The sequence below is a fragment of the Aquitalea aquatilis genome, from assembly GCF_005155025.1.
Classification (GTDB): domain Bacteria; phylum Pseudomonadota; class Gammaproteobacteria; order Burkholderiales; family Chromobacteriaceae; genus Aquitalea; species Aquitalea aquatilis.
On record NZ_CP039731.1, the window covers coordinates 3,974,943 to 3,991,718 of the forward strand.

Genomic DNA, 16,776 nt, shown 5'->3' on the forward strand with positions numbered 1-16,776 from the left:
CTAAAGTTGCGATTGGCCCGTCAACGCAAGCGTTAGCGGGCCAAGTATTTTTATTACTCCATTGTGCAGCGCGATAGCGACTGAGGCAATGGGGTCAACCCTATCCGGGTGAAGTTTTTTTTACAGCGCTGCCACCACCGCGTCACCCATGCCGGAGCAGCTGACTTTCTGGCAGCCCGCTTCGAAGATGTCGCCGGTGCGGTAGCCTTGGGCCAGCACGCGCTTGACGGCGTTTTCCACGCGCTGGGCAGCTTCTTCCTGGGCAAAGGTGTAGCGCAGCATCATGGCGGCAGACAGGATGGTGGCCAGCGGATTGGCCAGGTTCTTGCCAGCGATATCCGGGGCGGAACCATGCGAAGGTTCGTACAGACCCTTGTTGTTCTGGTCGAGCGAAGCAGACGGCAGCATGCCGATGGAGCCGGTGAGCATGGACGCTTCGTCGGACAGGATGTCGCCGAAAATATTGCCGGTCACCATCACGTCGAACTGCTTGGGATTGCGCACCAGCTGCATGGCGGCGTTGTCCACATACATGTGGCTCAGTTCCACCTGCGGGTATTCGCGCGCCACGTCGATCATGATTTCTTTCCAGAACTCGGTGGTTTCCAGCACATTGGCCTTGTCCACCGAACACAGCTTCTTGTTGCGCTTCATGGCAATGCCGAAGGCAACGTGGGCGATGCGACGCACTTCGCTTTCGCTGTAGCGCATGGTGTTGAAGGCTTCACGTTCGCCCTGCTCGTTCACGCCCATGCCGCGCGGCTGACCAAAGTAGATGTCACCGGTAAGTTCGCGCACGATCATGATATCCAGGCCCGACACCACTTCCGGCTTCAGGGTGGAGGCATTGGCCAGTTCCGGATACAGGATGGCCGGACGCAGGTTGGCAAACAGGTTCAGGTCCTTGCGGATGGCCAGCAGGCCACGCTCGGGGCGCAGCGGACGATCCAGCGTGTCGTATTGCGGGCCGCCCACGGCACCCAGCAGCACGGCATCGGCTGCGCGGCACAGCTTCTGGGTGAATTCCGGATACGGCACGCCATAGGCATCGTAGCCAGCACCACCCAGCGGGGCTTCTTCCAGTTCGATGGGCAGACCATCCTGACGCAGCACATCCAGCACGCGACAGGCCTGGGCAATGATTTCCGGACCAATGCCGTCACCCGGCAATACGGCGATTTTCATGATTTATCCTTTGGTTTCTGTATTTGTTTGTTTTTGAATGCTTCACGCCGCCCACAGCACGATCACGTCGACCGTAAAGCTGCCATCCGCCTCGATGGCGTAGTAATCGCGCACTTCCTGGCCGACGGACTTCTGCAACAGGCGAATGGCCTGACGCAGGGTTTCCGGCGTACGCATGCGCTCCACCCATACGCCAAATTCCAGCCGCAGCTTTTGCCGCGTCACCTGCTGCACTTGCCAGCCGGCACCGGACAATGCGCTCAGCCACTCGGCCATGGCGTAGTTATGCACATGACTGGTATCACGCAGCACCTCGACGGTCTGCAGATAGGTATCCAGCAGCGGCTGACCGGGCGACATCACATCAATGAAGGCCAGCCGGCCACCCGGCTTGAGCACCCGGCGCGCTTCACGCAGCGCCAGAGCCAGATCACCCCAGTGGTGGGCGGAGTAGCGACTGAACACGAAGTCGAATTCGCCATCGGCAAAAGGGAGTCGTTCGGCCGCGCCTTGCTGGGTGGTGAGCGTGCCGAGGCCACGCGATGCAGCCTCGTCCGCCACCACCTGCAACATGCTGGCCGACAAGTCATAGGCCACCACGCTGGCGGCGTGTTCGGCAATCTGGAAGCTGACATGGCCAGCGCCGCAGCCCAGATCCAGTACCCGCGCCGCGCCGTGTTCACGCACGGCTTGCTGTAGCTGGGCAAACTCCGCGCCCTGGGCGTGTACCTGGCTGTGCAGGTAGGCCGCGGCCTGGGCACCAAACTGCTGTTGGACGTGCTCTGCGTGTGCGCTCTGGCTCATGTCATTCTCCAATCAGGCCTGATGGAACAACCAGGGCTGGCTTTGGCGACGCGCCGCCTCGTAAGTCTTGATGGTGTCGGCGTGTTGCAAGGTAAGGCCGATTTCATCCAGGCCACCCAGCAGGCAGTGCTTGCGATGCTCGGTGACATCAAAAGCAAACGACTGACCGGACGGGGTGGTGATGGTCTGCGCTGCCAGATCTACCGTCAGGCGGTAGCCTTCATTGGCTGCGCATTCGCGGAACAGCTGGTCGACCACCTCGGCTGGCTGGACGATGGGCAACAGGCCATTTTTGTAGCAGTTGTTGAAGAAGATGTCGGCAAAGCTGGGCGCAATCACCACGCGGAAGCCCTGATCATCCAGCGCCCACGGCGCGTGTTCGCGGCTGGAACCACAGCCAAAGTTTTCCCGTGCCAGCAATACCTGGGCACCGGCGTAGCGCGGGAAGTTGAGCACGAAATCCGGATTAATCGGACGCACACTGTTGTCCATGCCCGGTTCGCCGTGGTCCAGATAGCGCCACTCGTCGAACAGATTCGGGCCAAAGCCGGAACGGTTGATCGACTTCAGAAACTGCTTGGGGATGATGGCGTCGGTATCGACGTTGGCGCGATCAAGCGGGCACACCAGCCCGTCGAGTGTATTGAATGCTTTCATTGGGATTCTTTCCGAATCTGGCTGCCCTTACTGGGCAGCGTTTTCGATGGCCTGTCCGGCCTTCTGGATGCCATGACCAACAGCCTGGCCACCTTGTTTCAGGTCTTCACCCGCGCCGTGTAAGGTATTGCAGGCAGACAGCAGGATGGTCACAAACAGGCTGAGTGCAATTTTTTTCATGGATGAATTCCTTTCGCAGAATTAAAGCTGACGGATGTCGACAAAATGGCCGGTTACCCCTGCCGCCGCCGCCATGGCCGGGCTGACCAGATGGGTACGCCCACCCTGCCCCTGACGGCCTTCGAAGTTGCGGTTCGAGGTAGACGCACAACGCTCACCCGGCTGCAGACGGTCGGCATTCATCGCCAGACACATGGAGCAACCCGGCTCGCGCCATTCAAAACCGGCGGCGATGAAAATCTTGTCCAGTCCTTCGGCCTCGGCCTGTGCCTTCACCAGACCGGAGCCCGGCACCACCAGCACCTGCTTCACGCTGGCTGCCTTGCTGCGGCCACGTGCCACAGCGGCGGCTTCACGCAGGTCTTCGATACGGGAATTGGTACAGGAGCCGATAAACACGATGTCGACCGGAATCTCTTTCACCGGGGTATTGGCGGTCAGACCCATGTAAGCCAGCGCGCGTTCAATACTGCCCTTCTTCACCGGGTCGGCTTCGGCGGCCGGGTCCGGCACGATGCCGTCGATGTCGGTGACCATTTCCGGCGAAGTACCCCAGGTGACTTGCGGCTTGATCTGGCCGGCATCCAGCTCGACAACGGCGTCGAAATGCGCGCCTTCGTCGGAGTGCAGGGTATTCCAGTAGGCCACGGCAGCATCCCAGTCGGCTTCGCTCGGCGCAAAGGGGCGGCCCTTGACGTAGTCGATGGTTTTTTCATCCACCGCCACCATGCCGGAGCGGGCACCCGCTTCGATGGCCATATTGCACAAGGTCATGCGCCCTTCCATCGACAGGCTGCGGATGGCTTCGCCACCAAACTCGATGGCGTAGCCGGTACCGCCAGCAGTGCCAATCTTGCCGATGATTGCCAGCGCCACGTCCTTGCCAGTGATGCCGGCAGCCAGCGGGCCATTCACCTGCACCAGCATGTTCTTGGATTTCTTGGCCACGAGACACTGGGTCGCCATGACGTGCTCGACTTCCGAGGTACCGATGCCGTGTGCCAGCGCACCGAAAGCGCCATGGGTAGAGGTATGGCTGTCGCCACAGACCACGGTCATCCCCGGCAGGGTGGCACCCTGCTCCGGCCCCATCACATGCACAATGCCCTGACCCTTGTCCTTGAACGGGAAGTAAGCCAGCGCACCGAAGGACTTGATATTGGCGTCCAGGGTTTCCACCTGCTGGCGCGAAATCGGGTCCTTGATGCCTTCGTCCCAGTGATCGGTCGGGGTGTTGTGGTCGGCAGTGGACACCACCGAATCCACCCGCCACAGGCCGCGCCCGGCCAGCTTCAGGCCTTCAAAGGCTTGTGGGCTGGTCACTTCGTGCACCAGGTGGCGGTCGATATACAGAAGTACGGTGCCGTCGGCCTCTTCCCGCACCACATGGCTGGACCAGAGCTTGTCGTAAAGAGTTTGTGCTGTCATGGCTTCCTGCTCGTTGATGGCGGCCGCGCCGCCGGTTTGCCGGATAAGGCAGTCATTCTGTCACGCTGCCAGCTGGCACTACAAGGCGGATGAAACCGGCCTCGTGCATCTGGCAGCAGTCACAAGGGCTGCTGTTGCCTGACATCATGTCTCAGCTTTTTTCCTAGTACAAGATAAGCATTTATACTAGTACTGACACTACCACGTTGAGATTGCCTCCGGGGGAAAGCACATGAGCCATAGCAAGACCACCAGCCCGCTGGGTGAATTCATCCGCGCGCACCGCGAGCGCCTCAGCCCGCAACAAGCCGGCCTGCCGGCGGGAGTGCGTCGCCGCGCCAAGGGCTTGCGCCGCGAAGAGGTCGCCGCCCTGTGCGGCATCAGCCCCACCTGGCTGACCTGGATTGAGCAAGGCCGCAGCCAGTCGGTATCCGCACCCACGCTGTCACGGCTGGCCGATGCCCTGCTGCTGACCCATGCCGAGCGCGATTACCTGTTCAAGCTCGCCGGACTGAAAAACCCGCAGGAACGCCCGACCGAGCGCAACCCGCAGGCACGCGAGGCGCTGGCTGCAGCGGTCGAAGTGATCGCAACACCCGCCTATGTACTGGATGGCAACTGGAATGCCCTGGCCTGGAATCCCCTGGCACAGGATTTGTTCTGCGGCTGGCTGGACCAGCCGCTGGCGCGGCACAATCTGCTGGATTTCATGTTCCTGCAGCCGGCCTCGCGCCAACTGGTGGAAGACTGGCCGACCCGGGCCAGGCGCATGGTGGCGGAATTTCGCGCCGATGCCGGCGAGCGACTGGATGAAACCGCCATCCAGCAATGGGTGGACACGCTGCGGCTGGGCAGTGCGGAATTCGACAGTCTGTGGCAACAGCACGATGTACAAGGCCGCGAAGGAGGTGAACGTGCCTTCAATCATCCGCAACGCGGCCGGCTGGTCTATCAGCAGCTGACACTCAATCTGGCAGCCTCAGCCGAACTCAAGCTCATCATGCTGCTGCAGTAAGCCGGGCAGCCGGTGGCCGCAAATAGCGCCAGCACAGCAGCACACCCAGCGCCGCCGCCAGCACCGACATGCCAAAGGTGAGCAACATGCCGCCGTGCGGCCACAACACACCGCCGACCAGCCCACCGGTGCTGCCACCGATGCCGAAGGAGGCAATGATGTACAGCCCCTGCGCCCGCCCCTGGTGCTGCTCGGCAAAGAAGCGGTGAATCAGGCCCACCGAGGTGGCGTGATGCAGGCCGAAAGTGAGCGCGTGCATGCTTTGCGCCAGTACCGCCCATGCTGGATGATCGACCACCGTGGCAATCAGCAGGAAACGCAGCACGGCGGTGAGCAAGGACGCCAGCATCAGCCGCTCCAGCGAAAATCGCCCCATGATGCGCGGCATCAGCAGGAAGACCAGGATTTCACTGATCACCCCCACCGACCACAGCAGGCCGATGGCCCCCTGGGCATAGCCGGCATGGCGCAGGCCGATGGAGTAGAAGGTGTAGTAAGGCCCGTGGGCATACGCCATCAGGAAGCAGCAGCCAAACAGGGCCAGCACTCTGGGCTGGCGCAGCGTGTGCCAGATGGGGGCTGCAGCAGCCTGCTGGCGATGCGAGGCCACATCCGGCACCAGCCAGCCGGCCAGCACAATTAGCACCAGCAAGCACAACAGCGCCCAGGGCAGATTGGCCAGATGGATCAGGTCCAGCACATAGCCACCCACCATGGACAGGCAGACAAAACCGATCGACCCCCACACCCGCACCCGGCTATAGCGCCCCGGTTGCGCCCGTGTCAGATAGGCGGTACTGGCCTCGACCAGTGGCAATGCACCAGCCCAGAAAAAGTGCGACACCGCCAGGCTGATGAAAATCCACCAGAAGCCCTGCCCCAGCCCGACAAAGGCAAAGGCCAGTGCCGAGCACAGCGAAGTGCTGATGATGATGGCACGCCGACGCCCCTGGCGATCGGCCAGCCAGCCCCAGAAACCGGGCGCCGCAATACGCGCCAGCGTGGACAGGGCCATCAGGACGGAAATCTGCAAGGCAGAGAAGGACAAGGACTCCAGGTACAGGCCCCAGAACGGCCCGAACAAACCCTGAAAGGCGAAATAGGCAAAGTAGAACAGCGCGAACGGTCGCAGCGAAGGTGCCGCCGCAGCGGATGGCACAGCAGATGGAGCAGACATCAGACCACAATCAAACAGGCAACACACCATGCCACCCAGGCATGGTGTACTTGCGATTACAGGGTGCCCTTGAAGCGCGTGATATCACGTCGGGCTTTCTTGGTGGGACGGCCATCGCCATGCGGAAAACTGGCATGCTCGGCCTTGAGCAGCAGCATGCGCTCCTCGCGCGCCTGCCGTCCCGCCTCATCTTCACAGTACATAAGCACCGCCTCCTTGGCCGGACGACGCTGGGTGGCCAGTTGCAGCACGGTAATGCGGTACTCCAGCTGATTGATACGCAGCAGCAGCTCATCCCCTTCGCGCACGATACGCGAAGCCTTGACCCGCTCACCGCCCACCAGCACCCGCCCCAGCTCCAGCGCCTCGTGTGCCAGCTGGCGGGTTTTATAAAAACGCGCCGCCCACAGCCATTTGTCCAGCCGCACCTTGTCGTCGTCTTCCGCCTGGGTTTGCCGGCTCATGCTGACACCGTCCAGTCGGCCGTCACCAGACCATCCAGCTGTGCCTGCACGACATCTCCCGGCTGCAGGGCTGCCACGCCCTGCGGGGTGCCGGTATAGATCAGGTCGCCGTCGGTCAGCCCATACACTTGCGACAGATAGCTGATGATGGTGGCCAGCGGAAACAGCATCAGGCTGGTATCGCCACGCTGGCGAATGACACCATTCACTTGCAGGCTGAAGGTAAACGGCTTGCCGGCATCAACCGCCTCTGCCGCGACAAAATCCGACACGCAGGCCGCATGGCGAAAACCCTTGGCCTTGGTCCACGGCTTGCCGTGCTGCTTGGCCTCGCTCTGCACATCGCGGGCGGTCAGGTCCAGACCGATGCCATAAGCAGCAATATGCGACAGCGCATCAGCCTCGGCGATATCGCGCCCACCCCGGCCCACCAGCAGCACCAGCTCGCACTCATGGTGCACATCAGCCGAATAAGCCGGCAGGCTGATGGCCTGCCCACCAAGCGTCAGCGCCGAGCTGGGCTTGAGAAACACCAGCGGCTCTTCTTCCAGCTGATTGCCCAGTTCGGCCACATGTGCGGCGTAATTACGCCCGATGCAGAAAATATTGCCGACACGCTGTTCGACGCCATTCAGTCTGACCACTGCCATAGTGAAATTCTCCCGATTCAGGCCGTCGATTATCCCAGATGTGACCCCACTTGGGGCAATGCAATAGCTATCCTTTTGTCATTTACGCTGTGTACTCTGTTAGCATGCAGCACTTTGTCGTTTCTGCCGGTACAGTCGGCGGCGGTAACCGGGGGTTATGTTTTACGGCAATTGGGTTAAGGACATGGACATGATTTGTGCATTGCCGCAACAGCCCTTCCCCCGCTGTGGATTTTTTCCATCCGGCCTACCTTCACCCGGTGAAAATGTCATACAGTCCTGTTACAGTCAGCGAGTACCCCCTGGCGGCGGCACACCCCGACCGACCCGGGCAGGACGTATCCATCCACCTCTCACGGCATGTTAAGGAGATTTACCTTGACTCAGGACACGACCACTTCCCTGGAGAGCTTCTTCTCCAGCCTCTCCGAGGCCAATCAGCAGTGGATGCAGCAGTTTGTCAATTCGATGACCGCAGGCATGCCGCTGGACGCGGCCGCCAATCCGATTTCCGGCGCCTGGAACCAGATGGTGAACAACACCAATCAGCTGCTGGCCATGCAAACCAATCTGTACCAGCAGCAGATGAATATGTGGATGCAGTTTCTGGGCCAGAAGGCCCCCGCCGCCGGTGCCGCACCGGCCGCACCGGCCGCACCCGCAGGTGACCGCCGCTTCGCCGCCCCGGAATGGAATGAACACCCCTTTTACAGCTTCCTCAAGCAAAGCTATCTGCAGACATCCAAATGGATGACCGAGCTGGTCGATCAATCCCAGCTGGAAGAAGAATCCAAGGAAAAACTGGCTTTTGCCACCCGTCAGTATCTGGACGCGATGGCCCCCACCAACTTCATGCTGACCAACCCGGAAGTGATCAAGCGGGCGCTGGAAACCAAGGGCGAAAGCCTGGTGGAAGGCATGAAGAACATGGCCGATGACTTCCAGAAGGGCCATATCTCGATGTCGGACGAAAGCAAGTTCGAGATCGGCAAGAATATCGCCACCACCCCCGGCGAAGTGGTGTTCCGCAATGAGCTGATCGAACTGATCCAGTACACGCCGACCACCAGCGAAGTGTACGAAAAGCCGCTGCTGATCGTACCGCCCTGCATCAACAAGTACTACCTGATGGACCTGCAGCCGGACAACTCCATGGTGCGTCACTTTGTCGCCCAGGGTTACAAGGTATTCCTGATCAGCTGGCGTTCTGCCGTCCCGGAAATGAAGCATTTCACCTGGGAAAGCTATATCGAGAAGGGTGTGATTGCCGCTGCGGAAACCGTGAAGAAAATCACCAAGCAGCCCAGCATGAACGCACTGGGCTTCTGTGTCGGTGGCGTCATCCTCAATACCTCGCTGTGCGTCATGCAGGCCAGGGGCATCAAGCTGATCGACAGTGCCACCTTCATGACCTCGCTGATCGACCACGAAGATCCGGGCGAGATCAAGGTCTTCATCGATGACAAGCTGGTACAGAGCCGCGAGGCCAAGCTGGCCCATGGCGGCATCATCAGCGGCAAGGAAATCGGCCGTACTTTTGCCAGCCTGCGTGCCAACGATCTGGTGTGGAACTATGTAGTCAACAACTACCTGATGGGCAAGACCCCGGCACCGTTCGACCTCTTGTACTGGAACAACGACGCAGTCGACCTGCCGTTGCCGATGCATACCTTCTTCCTGCGCCAGTTCTACCTGAACAATGCGCTGGTCAAGAAAAACGCCATCACCCTGTGCGACGTGCCCATCGACATCAGCAAGCTGGACATTCCGCTCTATGTATTTGCTGCGCGCGAAGACCACATCGTACCGTGGAAGTCGGCCTTCTCCGGCATCAAGTACCTGACCGGAGCCGCCTCGCGCCGCTTTGTGCTGGGTGCATCCGGCCACATCGCCGGCTCCATCAACCCGGTGACCAAGGACAAGCGCAACTACTGGGTGAATGAAAACCTGCCGGAGGATCCGGAAGCCTGGCTGGAAGGTGCGGAAAGCCGCCCGGGTAGCTGGTGGAAAGACTGGGACAACTGGCTTGCCCCGCAGTCCGGCAAAAAGGTTGCCGCGCCCAAGACTGCCGGCAGCAAGGAATTCCCGGCACTGGTCGCAGCACCTGGCACTTACGTTCTGGCCAAGGCCATGCCCAGCACGGTAGCCAGCCTGCAATAATCACCTGATGCCCGGCGCATGAACGCCGGGCACTGGCTCCAGACAGGGGCCACCCCAAAACCATAACGGAGAATTAACTATGCAAGATGTCGTAATTGTTGCAGCCCTGCGTACTGCCGTAGGCAGCTTTGGTGGTGCACTGGCCAAGGTTCCGGCTCCGGAACTGGGCGCGACCGTCATCAAGGGCCTGCTGGCCCAGACCGGCGTCAAGCCGGAAGACGTCAGCGAAGTGATTCTGGGTCAGGTACTCACCGCCGGTGCCGGCCAGAACCCGGCCCGCCAGGCCCTGATCAAGGCTGGCCTGCCCATCTCCACTCCGGCGTCCACCCTCAATGTGGTATGTGGCTCCGGCCTGCGCGCCGTGCATCTGGCAGCCCAGGCCATTGCCAATGGCGATGCCGAAATCGTGATTGCCGGTGGCCAGGAAAGCATGTCGCTGTCGCCGCACATCCTGCCGGGCTCGCGTGACGGCTTCCGCATGGGCAATGCCCAATTGGTGGACACCATGGTGGCTGACGGCCTGACCGATGCCTACAACCAGTACCACATGGGCATCACCGCCGAAAACGTGGCCGAAAAATACGGTATCAGCCGCGAAGAACAGGATGCACTGGCACTGGCCTCGCAAAACCGCGCTGAAGCTGCTCAGAAAGCCGGCAAGTTCAAGGATGAAATCGTTCCGGTCCTGGTGCCGCAGCGCAAGGGCGATCCGGTAGCAGTCGATGCCGACGAATACATCAAGGTCGGCACCACGGCCGAAACGCTGGCCAAGCTGCGCCCGGCCTTCAAGAAAGATGGCACCGTGACCGCCGGCAACGCCTCCGGCATCAATGATGGCGCGGCCGCCGTCATGCTGATGACTGCAGCCAAGGCCGACCAACTGGGCCTGAAGCCGCTGGCCGTGATTCGTGGCTACGCCCTCACCGGCTGCGCCCCGGAAATCATGGGTATCGGCCCGGTTGCCGCCACCCGCAAGGCTGTGGAAAAAGCCGGCTGGACGGTAGAGCAGCTGGATCTGGTAGAAGCCAACGAAGCCTTTGCCGCACAGGCACTGGGCGTCGCCCGTGAACTGGGCTGGTCTGCCGACAAGGTCAACGTCAATGGCGGCGCCATTGCACTGGGCCACCCGATTGGTGCCTCCGGCTGCCGCGTACTGGTGACCTTGCTGCACGAAATGCAGCGTCGCGATGCCAAGAAAGGCCTGGCTACCCTGTGTATCGGCGGCGGCATGGGTGTTGCACTGGCGGTAGAACGTCCGTAAGCAGCAAAACCTGACTTGCCATACCAAGAAACCGGGCGCACAGCCCGGTTTCTTCATGGGTGGCCACCCACAAAAAAACCCCGGCACTCTGGCCGGGGCAGGTTCGGTCAACCGCCCTGCTGGCTGACCGAGGTGGAGACTTCACACCGCCAGACAATCCACTCTGCAATACTGTCTGGAAGGTTTCTTCAGCATAGATGGGACCGGGAAATTTCCCAGCGCAATATAACCGGCCTTCAGTCCAGTTGCAGTGGCGGCAAGCCATGCTGGGCACGCGCCCGATTACACGCTTCTTCATATACGCCGATGCTGGCACGCGCACCGAATTCACGGCAGGGGGATGGTCGCTCACTGTAAATGCCACAGCTAACCGACTCACCCACCTTGCCGATCAGGGCAATGCAGCGCGGGCGGGCATAATCGGTGCCACGCATGCGTACCGTGCTGCGGGTTTCCTCATCGGCCAGCCGCGCAGGCACCCGACCACCCGGTTCACTATCCAGTTCGGAATGATGAAAGCTGACACGGAATGCAGCGCAACAGGCCCCGCAGCGTTGACATATGTTTTGCTCGGATGAAGGCATAGCGGGAAACAGAGAATTCAAGAGGCCACAGTATGCCTGTAAGCTGGGGGAAATTCAGCAGCCTTGCGAGCCTTGCATGCCCTCCTTGCTTTCTAACCTCTGCCCCGGCAGCCACTGGCCCGATTACCACGGCGGCAGCCTGCTCAACCTGACCGCCAGCCTGTCCAGCGAACTGGGCGGCCCACAAACCGGCGTCCCGGCACTCTGCCAGCCATGGCTGGCGGGCATTGGCCGGCACCGCCATGTGGTATTGATCCTGATCGACGGGCTGGGCACACGGCAGCTGGCCGGTCTGGGGCCGCGCAGCCAGCTGTACCACCATCAGCTTGCCACGCTGACCTCAGTCTTTCCGGCCACCACCGCAGCAGCCATTACCAGCCTGATGACCGGCCAGTCCCCTGCCAGCCATGGCCTGGTGGGTTGGCACCTGTACAGCGATGGCGGCGGCAATACGCCAGCGGAAATTGTCGCGCCACTGCCACTCACCGTGCGCCACCCGGCCAATAGCAGGTCTACGCCACAGGAACTGGCCAGTCGCCTGCTGGTTTGCCCGCCCTTGCTGCCACAACTCGGCCGGTGGGTGCAGATACTACAGCCGCACTACATTGCCGACTCCCTCTACAGCCTGCACCATGCCGGTTCGGCCCAGCGCCGCAGCTATCGCAGCCTGGACGAGGCTTTCACACTGCTGGCTGCCTGCCTGAAAACAGAAACAGCACCCTATTTTCATTATCTGTATCTGCCGCAACTGGACAGCCTGATGCACCGTCACGGCACGCACAGCAGCGCGGTGGGCGAGCTGTTCGCGCAGATTGACCAGGGATTTGCCAGCCTGGCCGCCATTGCCGACCAGGCTGATTGCGTCTTGCTGGCCACGGCCGATCATGGCTTTATCGACACGCCACGTCAGCGGCAGATCAGCCTGGACGAAGAATTTCCCGCGCTGTACGCCATGCTGGCCCAACCCTTGTCTGGCGAACGGCGCGCGGTGTTTTGCCATCTCCAGCCCGGTTTGCAGCAGCGCTTCATCAGCCTGGCACAACAGCAAATAGGCCACGCCTGCTGGGTGATCGAGAGTGAACAGCTGCTGGCTGGCGGCGCGTTCGGCCCAGGCCCTGAGCATCCGCAACTGGCGCAACGCATGGGTGAGGTCACCCTGCTGGCCAAGGAGGACTGGAGTATTCGCGATACGCTGCCACAGGAAAAACCGCTCTATCTACCCGGCCAGCACGGTGGGGTAACCGCGGCGGAAATGACCGTGCCGCTCATCCTGCGCCTACCCCGGAAGGATTAGCGCCCATCCTGCCTGCGGCGAATACCACAGGCAGGGCAGCACATCACACAATGGGGCATGACAAAACCGAATCTTCCCTTGGTCTATGCCTGTTCCGGCTGCTCCAGTGCAGCGCAGATGGCCAATGACCTTGCCCTGCGTCTGGACCGCGCAGGATTGGCCGAGATGTCCTGCATCGCCGGTGTAGGGGGAGGTGTGGCCGCACTGGTCAGGCTGGCACAATCCGGCAGGCCGATACTGGCACTGGATGGCTGCCGACTGGCCTGCGTGCAGGCATGCCTGCAGCGGGTCGACGTCACGGCAGACCACACGCTGTTGCTGTCGGAGCTGGGAGTCATCAAGCGCAAGCATCAGGCTTATGCCACCGAACAAGCCGAGGAAATCTGGCCCCTGCTCAGTGCACTTGCCAACAGTCTGGCCACGACGGCGTCAGAATAAGCCGCTTTGTTGCTGTTGCTGCTGCAGGCTGGCCAACTCGTCGGCAAACTGCAGCTCCAGCTCGCGCAATTGCTGGCGATTGACATGCACCGGCATGATGGCACGCGAGACCGGCTGCAATTGACCCAGCACCACATGTTCGTAACTGAGGGCGGTCACGTCGTCGGCATCCGGCCGCTCATGCCGTACGCCCATGCGGTTGAGGTAGATGGTTTCGGCATCAATACGGAAAAACTCTGCCGGCTGCTCCAGCACCTGGCATACCACGTCCAGTATGCCGCTCAGTTCCGCCAGACCGGCCAGCGGCTGCAACTGCTGCTGCAAAGCCGCCTCTTGCTGGCGCAAACCGGCCTCGTCAGCCGGCAAGCCTTGCGAGCCGGAAGAGGCATTGCCAGTCGCATCAATCACCTTGCCGCCGCCCCGTGCAATGGTCAGCAGCTTGAGCTGTATCTGCTCCAGCTCGCTTTGCAGGTCCAGCCGCATCTGCTGCAGCAACCTGAGACGGCGGCCAATGACGGCCACCAGCACCGCCAGCCCGCGCTGACTGACGTTCTGTTGCAAGTCTTCCTGGCTGGCCGACGGGTCCATCAACTGGTGCTGATCAAAGCTGACCACCAGTTGTGCCACATCGCTACGCACTTCGCCGTTGTACTCGACCATGCCGAAACGGGCTGTCTCGCTGCGGCTCATGCTCATCATGGCCCAGGCATCATCGCCCTTGCTGGCCGACAGGAAGAAGTCTCCCAGCGCGGCACTACTCTTGAGGAACAGCAACAGGCTGAGCGGACTGGAAAACAGCAGGCCAAGGCGACGGTCAGTAGCAAATCCGCGCAAGGACAACTCCACCGGCTCGATACGCTGCCAGGGTAGGCTTGCCAGATAATCCAGCGAGCGCTGCATGCCGGGTAGCAAGCGTTGCTGATAAGCAGACAACAGGCGCAGACGGGCATCGCTGCCATCCACCACGGCTTCAATAGCCTGCAACAAGGTGGCCTTGCGCTGCCGGGATGCCGAATCCAGCTCCAGTTTTTGCCATAGCCAGTCGAACATCGGCCTACTCCCTTCACAAAAGACAGCAGTCCCAATGATGGCCAGCTATCCCAAATTATTTTCATGGCCCCGCGCATTCAGGGTGTTTGCCTGCTTAGGCAAAGGCGGGAAGAAACGGCACTGGCAGCCAGAAAATCAGCCCACCCAACACCGCAGGCCGAGCAGAACGGCCTAGGGCCTGCGCCGCAGAAAACATAGTGTTAACAGGCCCGAGCTACAGCATGCCCGTTTTTTACCGGCCTGCTGTAGCGCAGCATCAAACTTGTGGCGAACGGCCTTGCAAAATGTCTTGCAGGGCCGCTAGCGTCTGCACGGCGAACACCACCGGCAACACATGGGTGCCGCCATCGATGGTAATCAGTGGCGCATCCAGCAAGAGCGCCAAGCGCTGACCAATGTCCAGCGGGAAAATTTCGTCTTGCGACCCCCAAATCACGGCAACCGGCATCGCCAGCGGCAGGGAGTAGCGCTCCAGATGCTGTTGCTGGCGCGTGGCCAGCTCCTGCATCAGCGCGCGCAGCTGCGGCGCGCGGTCACGGTAATAGAATTGCCAGACATCCTTGAGCAAGAACTGTGGAGCGCGTGCCAGCGGACTGCCCACCATCGCCATCATGCGCGCCACGCCCTGCGGGTCGTCCGGTACGAACAGCTGCGCGGCCGATGCCACCTGGGCACGTAGCAGCAAGTCTTGCTGATCTTCCGGGGTATACACCATGCCGGGCGAGGCCATGATCACCAGCTGCGATACCTGCTGCGGCAAACGCCGCGCCAGTTCCAACGCAACAAAACCACCGTAGGACAAGCCCACCAGTTGCACGGGGCCGGTGATGCGCGCACGAATCAACGCCTCCAGTGCATCGGCCTGCGCCATCAACGAAGGTTCACCAGCCGCATGGCTGCGGCCGAACCACAGCAAGTCCGGCACCAGCACATGGTGACGCCGGATCAGCCCGGCCATCACCCGCCCCCAGCTGGCCGGGCCATCACCGCCAAAACCGTGAATCAGCAGCACGCTGCTGCCCTGCCCGCCCTCCAGAAAGGCCAGCTCGCCCTGCTCCAGCAGCAAATGACGGCTGCGAAAGCCGGCCAGCCGCAAATAGACCCGGACCATGTACTGACCGGTAGCAGAAGGAAAACAGCAGGCCAGCACCACGGCGGCCAGCAACAACAGCAGGGGAATGAGATAGGCGTTCATGACGGTGATGATGTCATGCCCGCCTTACAAATCCAAGTCAGCCGCCACCATGCAAAACGGCGACCATCAGTCGCCGTGTTTGCCCGAGACATGCCGCCGCTCAGAACATCTCGTCATCACGCAGGTAGCGCCATTGCCCGGTCGGCAGATTGCCCAGCTTGATGGTGCCGATACGGATACGCTTCAGCCCCACCACACGCAAGCCCACCAGCTCGCACATGCGGCGGATCTGGCGTTTCTTGCCTTCGCGCAGGACAAAGCGCAACTGGTCTTCGTTCTGCCAGGCAACTTCCGCCGGCTTCAGCGCCTCGCCATCCAGCGACAGGCCATGATTGAGCAAGGCCAGGCCACGCTCGTCCAGCTCACCGGTCACACGAACCAGGTATTCCTTTTCCACCTCGGAGTTCTCGCCGATGATGTGCTTGGCGACACGACCATCCTGTGTCAGCACCAGCAGGCCGACCGAATCGATATCCAGCCGCCCGGCCGGGGCCAGGCCGCGCAGATGGGCAGGAATGAAGCGTTTCTTGCTTGGGTCTTCCGTCCAGTGATTGTCGGGTTTCACCAGCGTCACCGCCGGTTGATAACCCTTTTCGGCCTGACCGGAGACATAGCCCATCGGCTTGTTCAGCAGAATGGTGACACGGGAAGATTGCGCATCCTGCGCCTTCTTCAGTACTTCGATGGTGTTGTGCGGCAGCACTTTCTGGCCAAGCACGGCCACTTCGCCGTCTACCTTGACCCAGCCTTGCTCGATATAGCTGTCCGCCTCGCGACGGGAACAGATGCCCAGCTCGGCCATACGCTTGGAAAGGCGCACGGGTTCCATTGGATAATCCTGTAATAAAAAAAGCGGGTAGCGCCGGGTGTCATGCCGCCACGGGCCATTCCCGTCCGCTGCATGCCGCCATCGGCACAGCCGCTGTTGATCTGCCGCCATTGTAGGGGATAGACCGCCGACTGACCATGATTTACGCGGAATCAGGCGACTACCGCCACGGCAGGGCGCTGGCGGCGATGTCATTCCGACACCGAGTATGGTAGTGAAAAAGTAAAATCCGGGAGAGCGGCAGACAAGAAAATGCCCGGTGAGTCGGGGAGGATTCACCGGGCCGAGCTATAGCCAATACTGAAGAGGAACAAAAGCCAGAGGTACTTCAACAACAAGCAAAAATAAGGTTGGCAGGTACTACAGGAGATCCAATAAGTACGGGCACTGCCAACAGAGCTAACT

17 protein-coding genes are annotated in these 16,776 nt (G+C 61.0%); 5 read left to right on the forward strand and 12 right to left on the reverse strand.

What is annotated here, in order from left to right; genetic code table 11:
* Positions 1-120 precede the first annotated feature (120 nt).
* From leuB to leuC, 5 genes are read right to left on the reverse strand one after another with little or no spacing between them, the layout of a single operon-like run.
* Complete coding sequence (leuB, locus tag FAZ30_RS18485; protein ID WP_124643732.1) at positions 121-1,185, reverse strand: 3-isopropylmalate dehydrogenase; 1,065 nt, start codon at positions 1,183-1,185, stop codon at positions 121-123.
* Between the two features lie 42 nt (positions 1,186-1,227).
* Positions 1,228-1,989 (reverse strand): class I SAM-dependent methyltransferase, encoded by a 762-nt coding sequence (locus FAZ30_RS18490; RefSeq protein WP_124643731.1) that lies wholly within the window; start codon positions 1,987-1,989, stop codon positions 1,228-1,230.
* A gap of 12 nt (positions 1,990-2,001) precedes the next feature.
* On the reverse strand, positions 2,002-2,646 hold the full coding sequence (gene leuD, locus FAZ30_RS18495; protein ID WP_137010009.1) for a 3-isopropylmalate dehydratase small subunit: 645 nt from the start codon (positions 2,644-2,646) through the stop codon (positions 2,002-2,004).
* Between the two features lie 27 nt (positions 2,647-2,673).
* On the reverse strand, positions 2,674-2,826 hold the full coding sequence (locus tag FAZ30_RS18500) for an entericidin EcnAB (RefSeq protein ID WP_124643729.1): 153 nt from the start codon (positions 2,824-2,826) through the stop codon (positions 2,674-2,676).
* 21 nt (positions 2,827-2,847) lie between these two features.
* The gene (gene leuC, locus FAZ30_RS18505; protein WP_124643728.1) at positions 2,848-4,254 is read right to left on the reverse strand and encodes a 3-isopropylmalate dehydratase large subunit; all 1,407 of its coding nucleotides are present in this window, start codon (positions 4,252-4,254) and stop codon (positions 2,848-2,850) included.
* A 232-nt stretch (positions 4,255-4,486) separates the two neighbouring features.
* Between leuC and FAZ30_RS18510 the strand changes: the two genes are divergently transcribed.
* Positions 4,487-5,269, forward strand: coding sequence for a helix-turn-helix transcriptional regulator (locus tag FAZ30_RS18510; protein ID WP_124643727.1), 783 nt, complete (start codon positions 4,487-4,489; stop codon positions 5,267-5,269).
* On the opposite strand, the gene FAZ30_RS18515 is transcribed toward FAZ30_RS18510, so the two are convergent.
* The 3 genes from FAZ30_RS18515 to FAZ30_RS18525 are packed head-to-tail and all read right to left on the reverse strand — an operon-like array spanning position 5,253 to position 7,560.
* The gene (locus FAZ30_RS18515; protein ID WP_124643726.1) at positions 5,253-6,446 is read right to left on the reverse strand and encodes an MFS transporter; all 1,194 of its coding nucleotides are present in this window, start codon (positions 6,444-6,446) and stop codon (positions 5,253-5,255) included. The two genes, FAZ30_RS18510 and FAZ30_RS18515, sit on opposite strands and share 17 nt — an antisense overlap.
* Before the next feature lie 56 nt (positions 6,447-6,502).
* Positions 6,503-6,910 (reverse strand): RNA-binding S4 domain-containing protein, encoded by a 408-nt coding sequence (locus FAZ30_RS18520; protein ID WP_124643725.1) that lies wholly within the window; start codon positions 6,908-6,910, stop codon positions 6,503-6,505.
* Complete coding sequence (locus FAZ30_RS18525; RefSeq protein WP_124643724.1) at positions 6,907-7,560, reverse strand: fumarylacetoacetate hydrolase family protein; 654 nt, start codon at positions 7,558-7,560, stop codon at positions 6,907-6,909. The genes FAZ30_RS18520 and FAZ30_RS18525 overlap by 4 nt, the downstream gene beginning before the upstream one ends.
* Before the next feature lie 447 nt (positions 7,561-8,007).
* Between FAZ30_RS18525 and FAZ30_RS18530 the strand changes: the two genes are divergently transcribed.
* Entirely contained in the window at positions 8,008-9,720 is a 1,713-nt protein-coding gene (locus FAZ30_RS18530) for a PHA/PHB synthase family protein (RefSeq protein ID WP_370449641.1), read from the forward strand.
* A gap of 79 nt (positions 9,721-9,799) precedes the next feature.
* The gene (locus FAZ30_RS18535; protein ID WP_124643722.1) at positions 9,800-10,981 is read left to right on the forward strand and encodes an acetyl-CoA C-acetyltransferase; all 1,182 of its coding nucleotides are present in this window, start codon (positions 9,800-9,802) and stop codon (positions 10,979-10,981) included.
* Positions 10,982-11,217: 236 nt separating this feature from the next.
* Here the strand turns inward: FAZ30_RS18535 and FAZ30_RS18540 are convergent, their stop codons facing one another.
* Positions 11,218-11,565: a YkgJ family cysteine cluster protein gene (locus FAZ30_RS18540; protein ID WP_124643721.1), complete on the reverse strand. Its 348-nt coding sequence runs from the start codon at positions 11,563-11,565 to the stop codon at positions 11,218-11,220.
* Positions 11,566-11,641: 76 nt separating this feature from the next.
* Here FAZ30_RS18540 and FAZ30_RS18545 point away from each other — a divergent pair, with 76 nt between their 5' ends.
* The gene (locus FAZ30_RS18545) at positions 11,642-12,859 is read left to right on the forward strand and encodes an alkaline phosphatase family protein (RefSeq protein WP_124643720.1); all 1,218 of its coding nucleotides are present in this window, start codon (positions 11,642-11,644) and stop codon (positions 12,857-12,859) included.
* 57 nt (positions 12,860-12,916) lie between these two features.
* Positions 12,917-13,297 (forward strand): putative zinc-binding protein, encoded by a 381-nt coding sequence (locus FAZ30_RS18550; RefSeq protein WP_124643719.1) that lies wholly within the window; start codon positions 12,917-12,919, stop codon positions 13,295-13,297.
* On the opposite strand, the gene FAZ30_RS18555 is transcribed toward FAZ30_RS18550, so the two are convergent.
* From FAZ30_RS18555 to FAZ30_RS18565, 3 genes are all read right to left on the reverse strand, one after another.
* Positions 13,289-14,347 (reverse strand): hypothetical protein, encoded by a 1,059-nt coding sequence (locus tag FAZ30_RS18555; protein WP_124643718.1) that lies wholly within the window; start codon positions 14,345-14,347, stop codon positions 13,289-13,291. The genes FAZ30_RS18550 and FAZ30_RS18555 overlap by 9 nt on opposite strands.
* A 256-nt stretch (positions 14,348-14,603) precedes the next feature.
* Positions 14,604-15,542: an alpha/beta fold hydrolase gene (locus tag FAZ30_RS18560; protein WP_137010010.1), complete on the reverse strand. Its 939-nt coding sequence runs from the start codon at positions 15,540-15,542 to the stop codon at positions 14,604-14,606.
* Between the two features lie 100 nt (positions 15,543-15,642).
* Positions 15,643-16,371 carry a pseudouridine synthase gene (locus FAZ30_RS18565; RefSeq protein ID WP_124643716.1) on the reverse strand — a complete coding sequence of 243 codons (729 nt, stop codon included), beginning with the start codon at positions 16,369-16,371 and terminating at the stop codon, positions 15,643-15,645.
* Between the last annotated feature and the right edge of the window lie 405 nt (positions 16,372-16,776).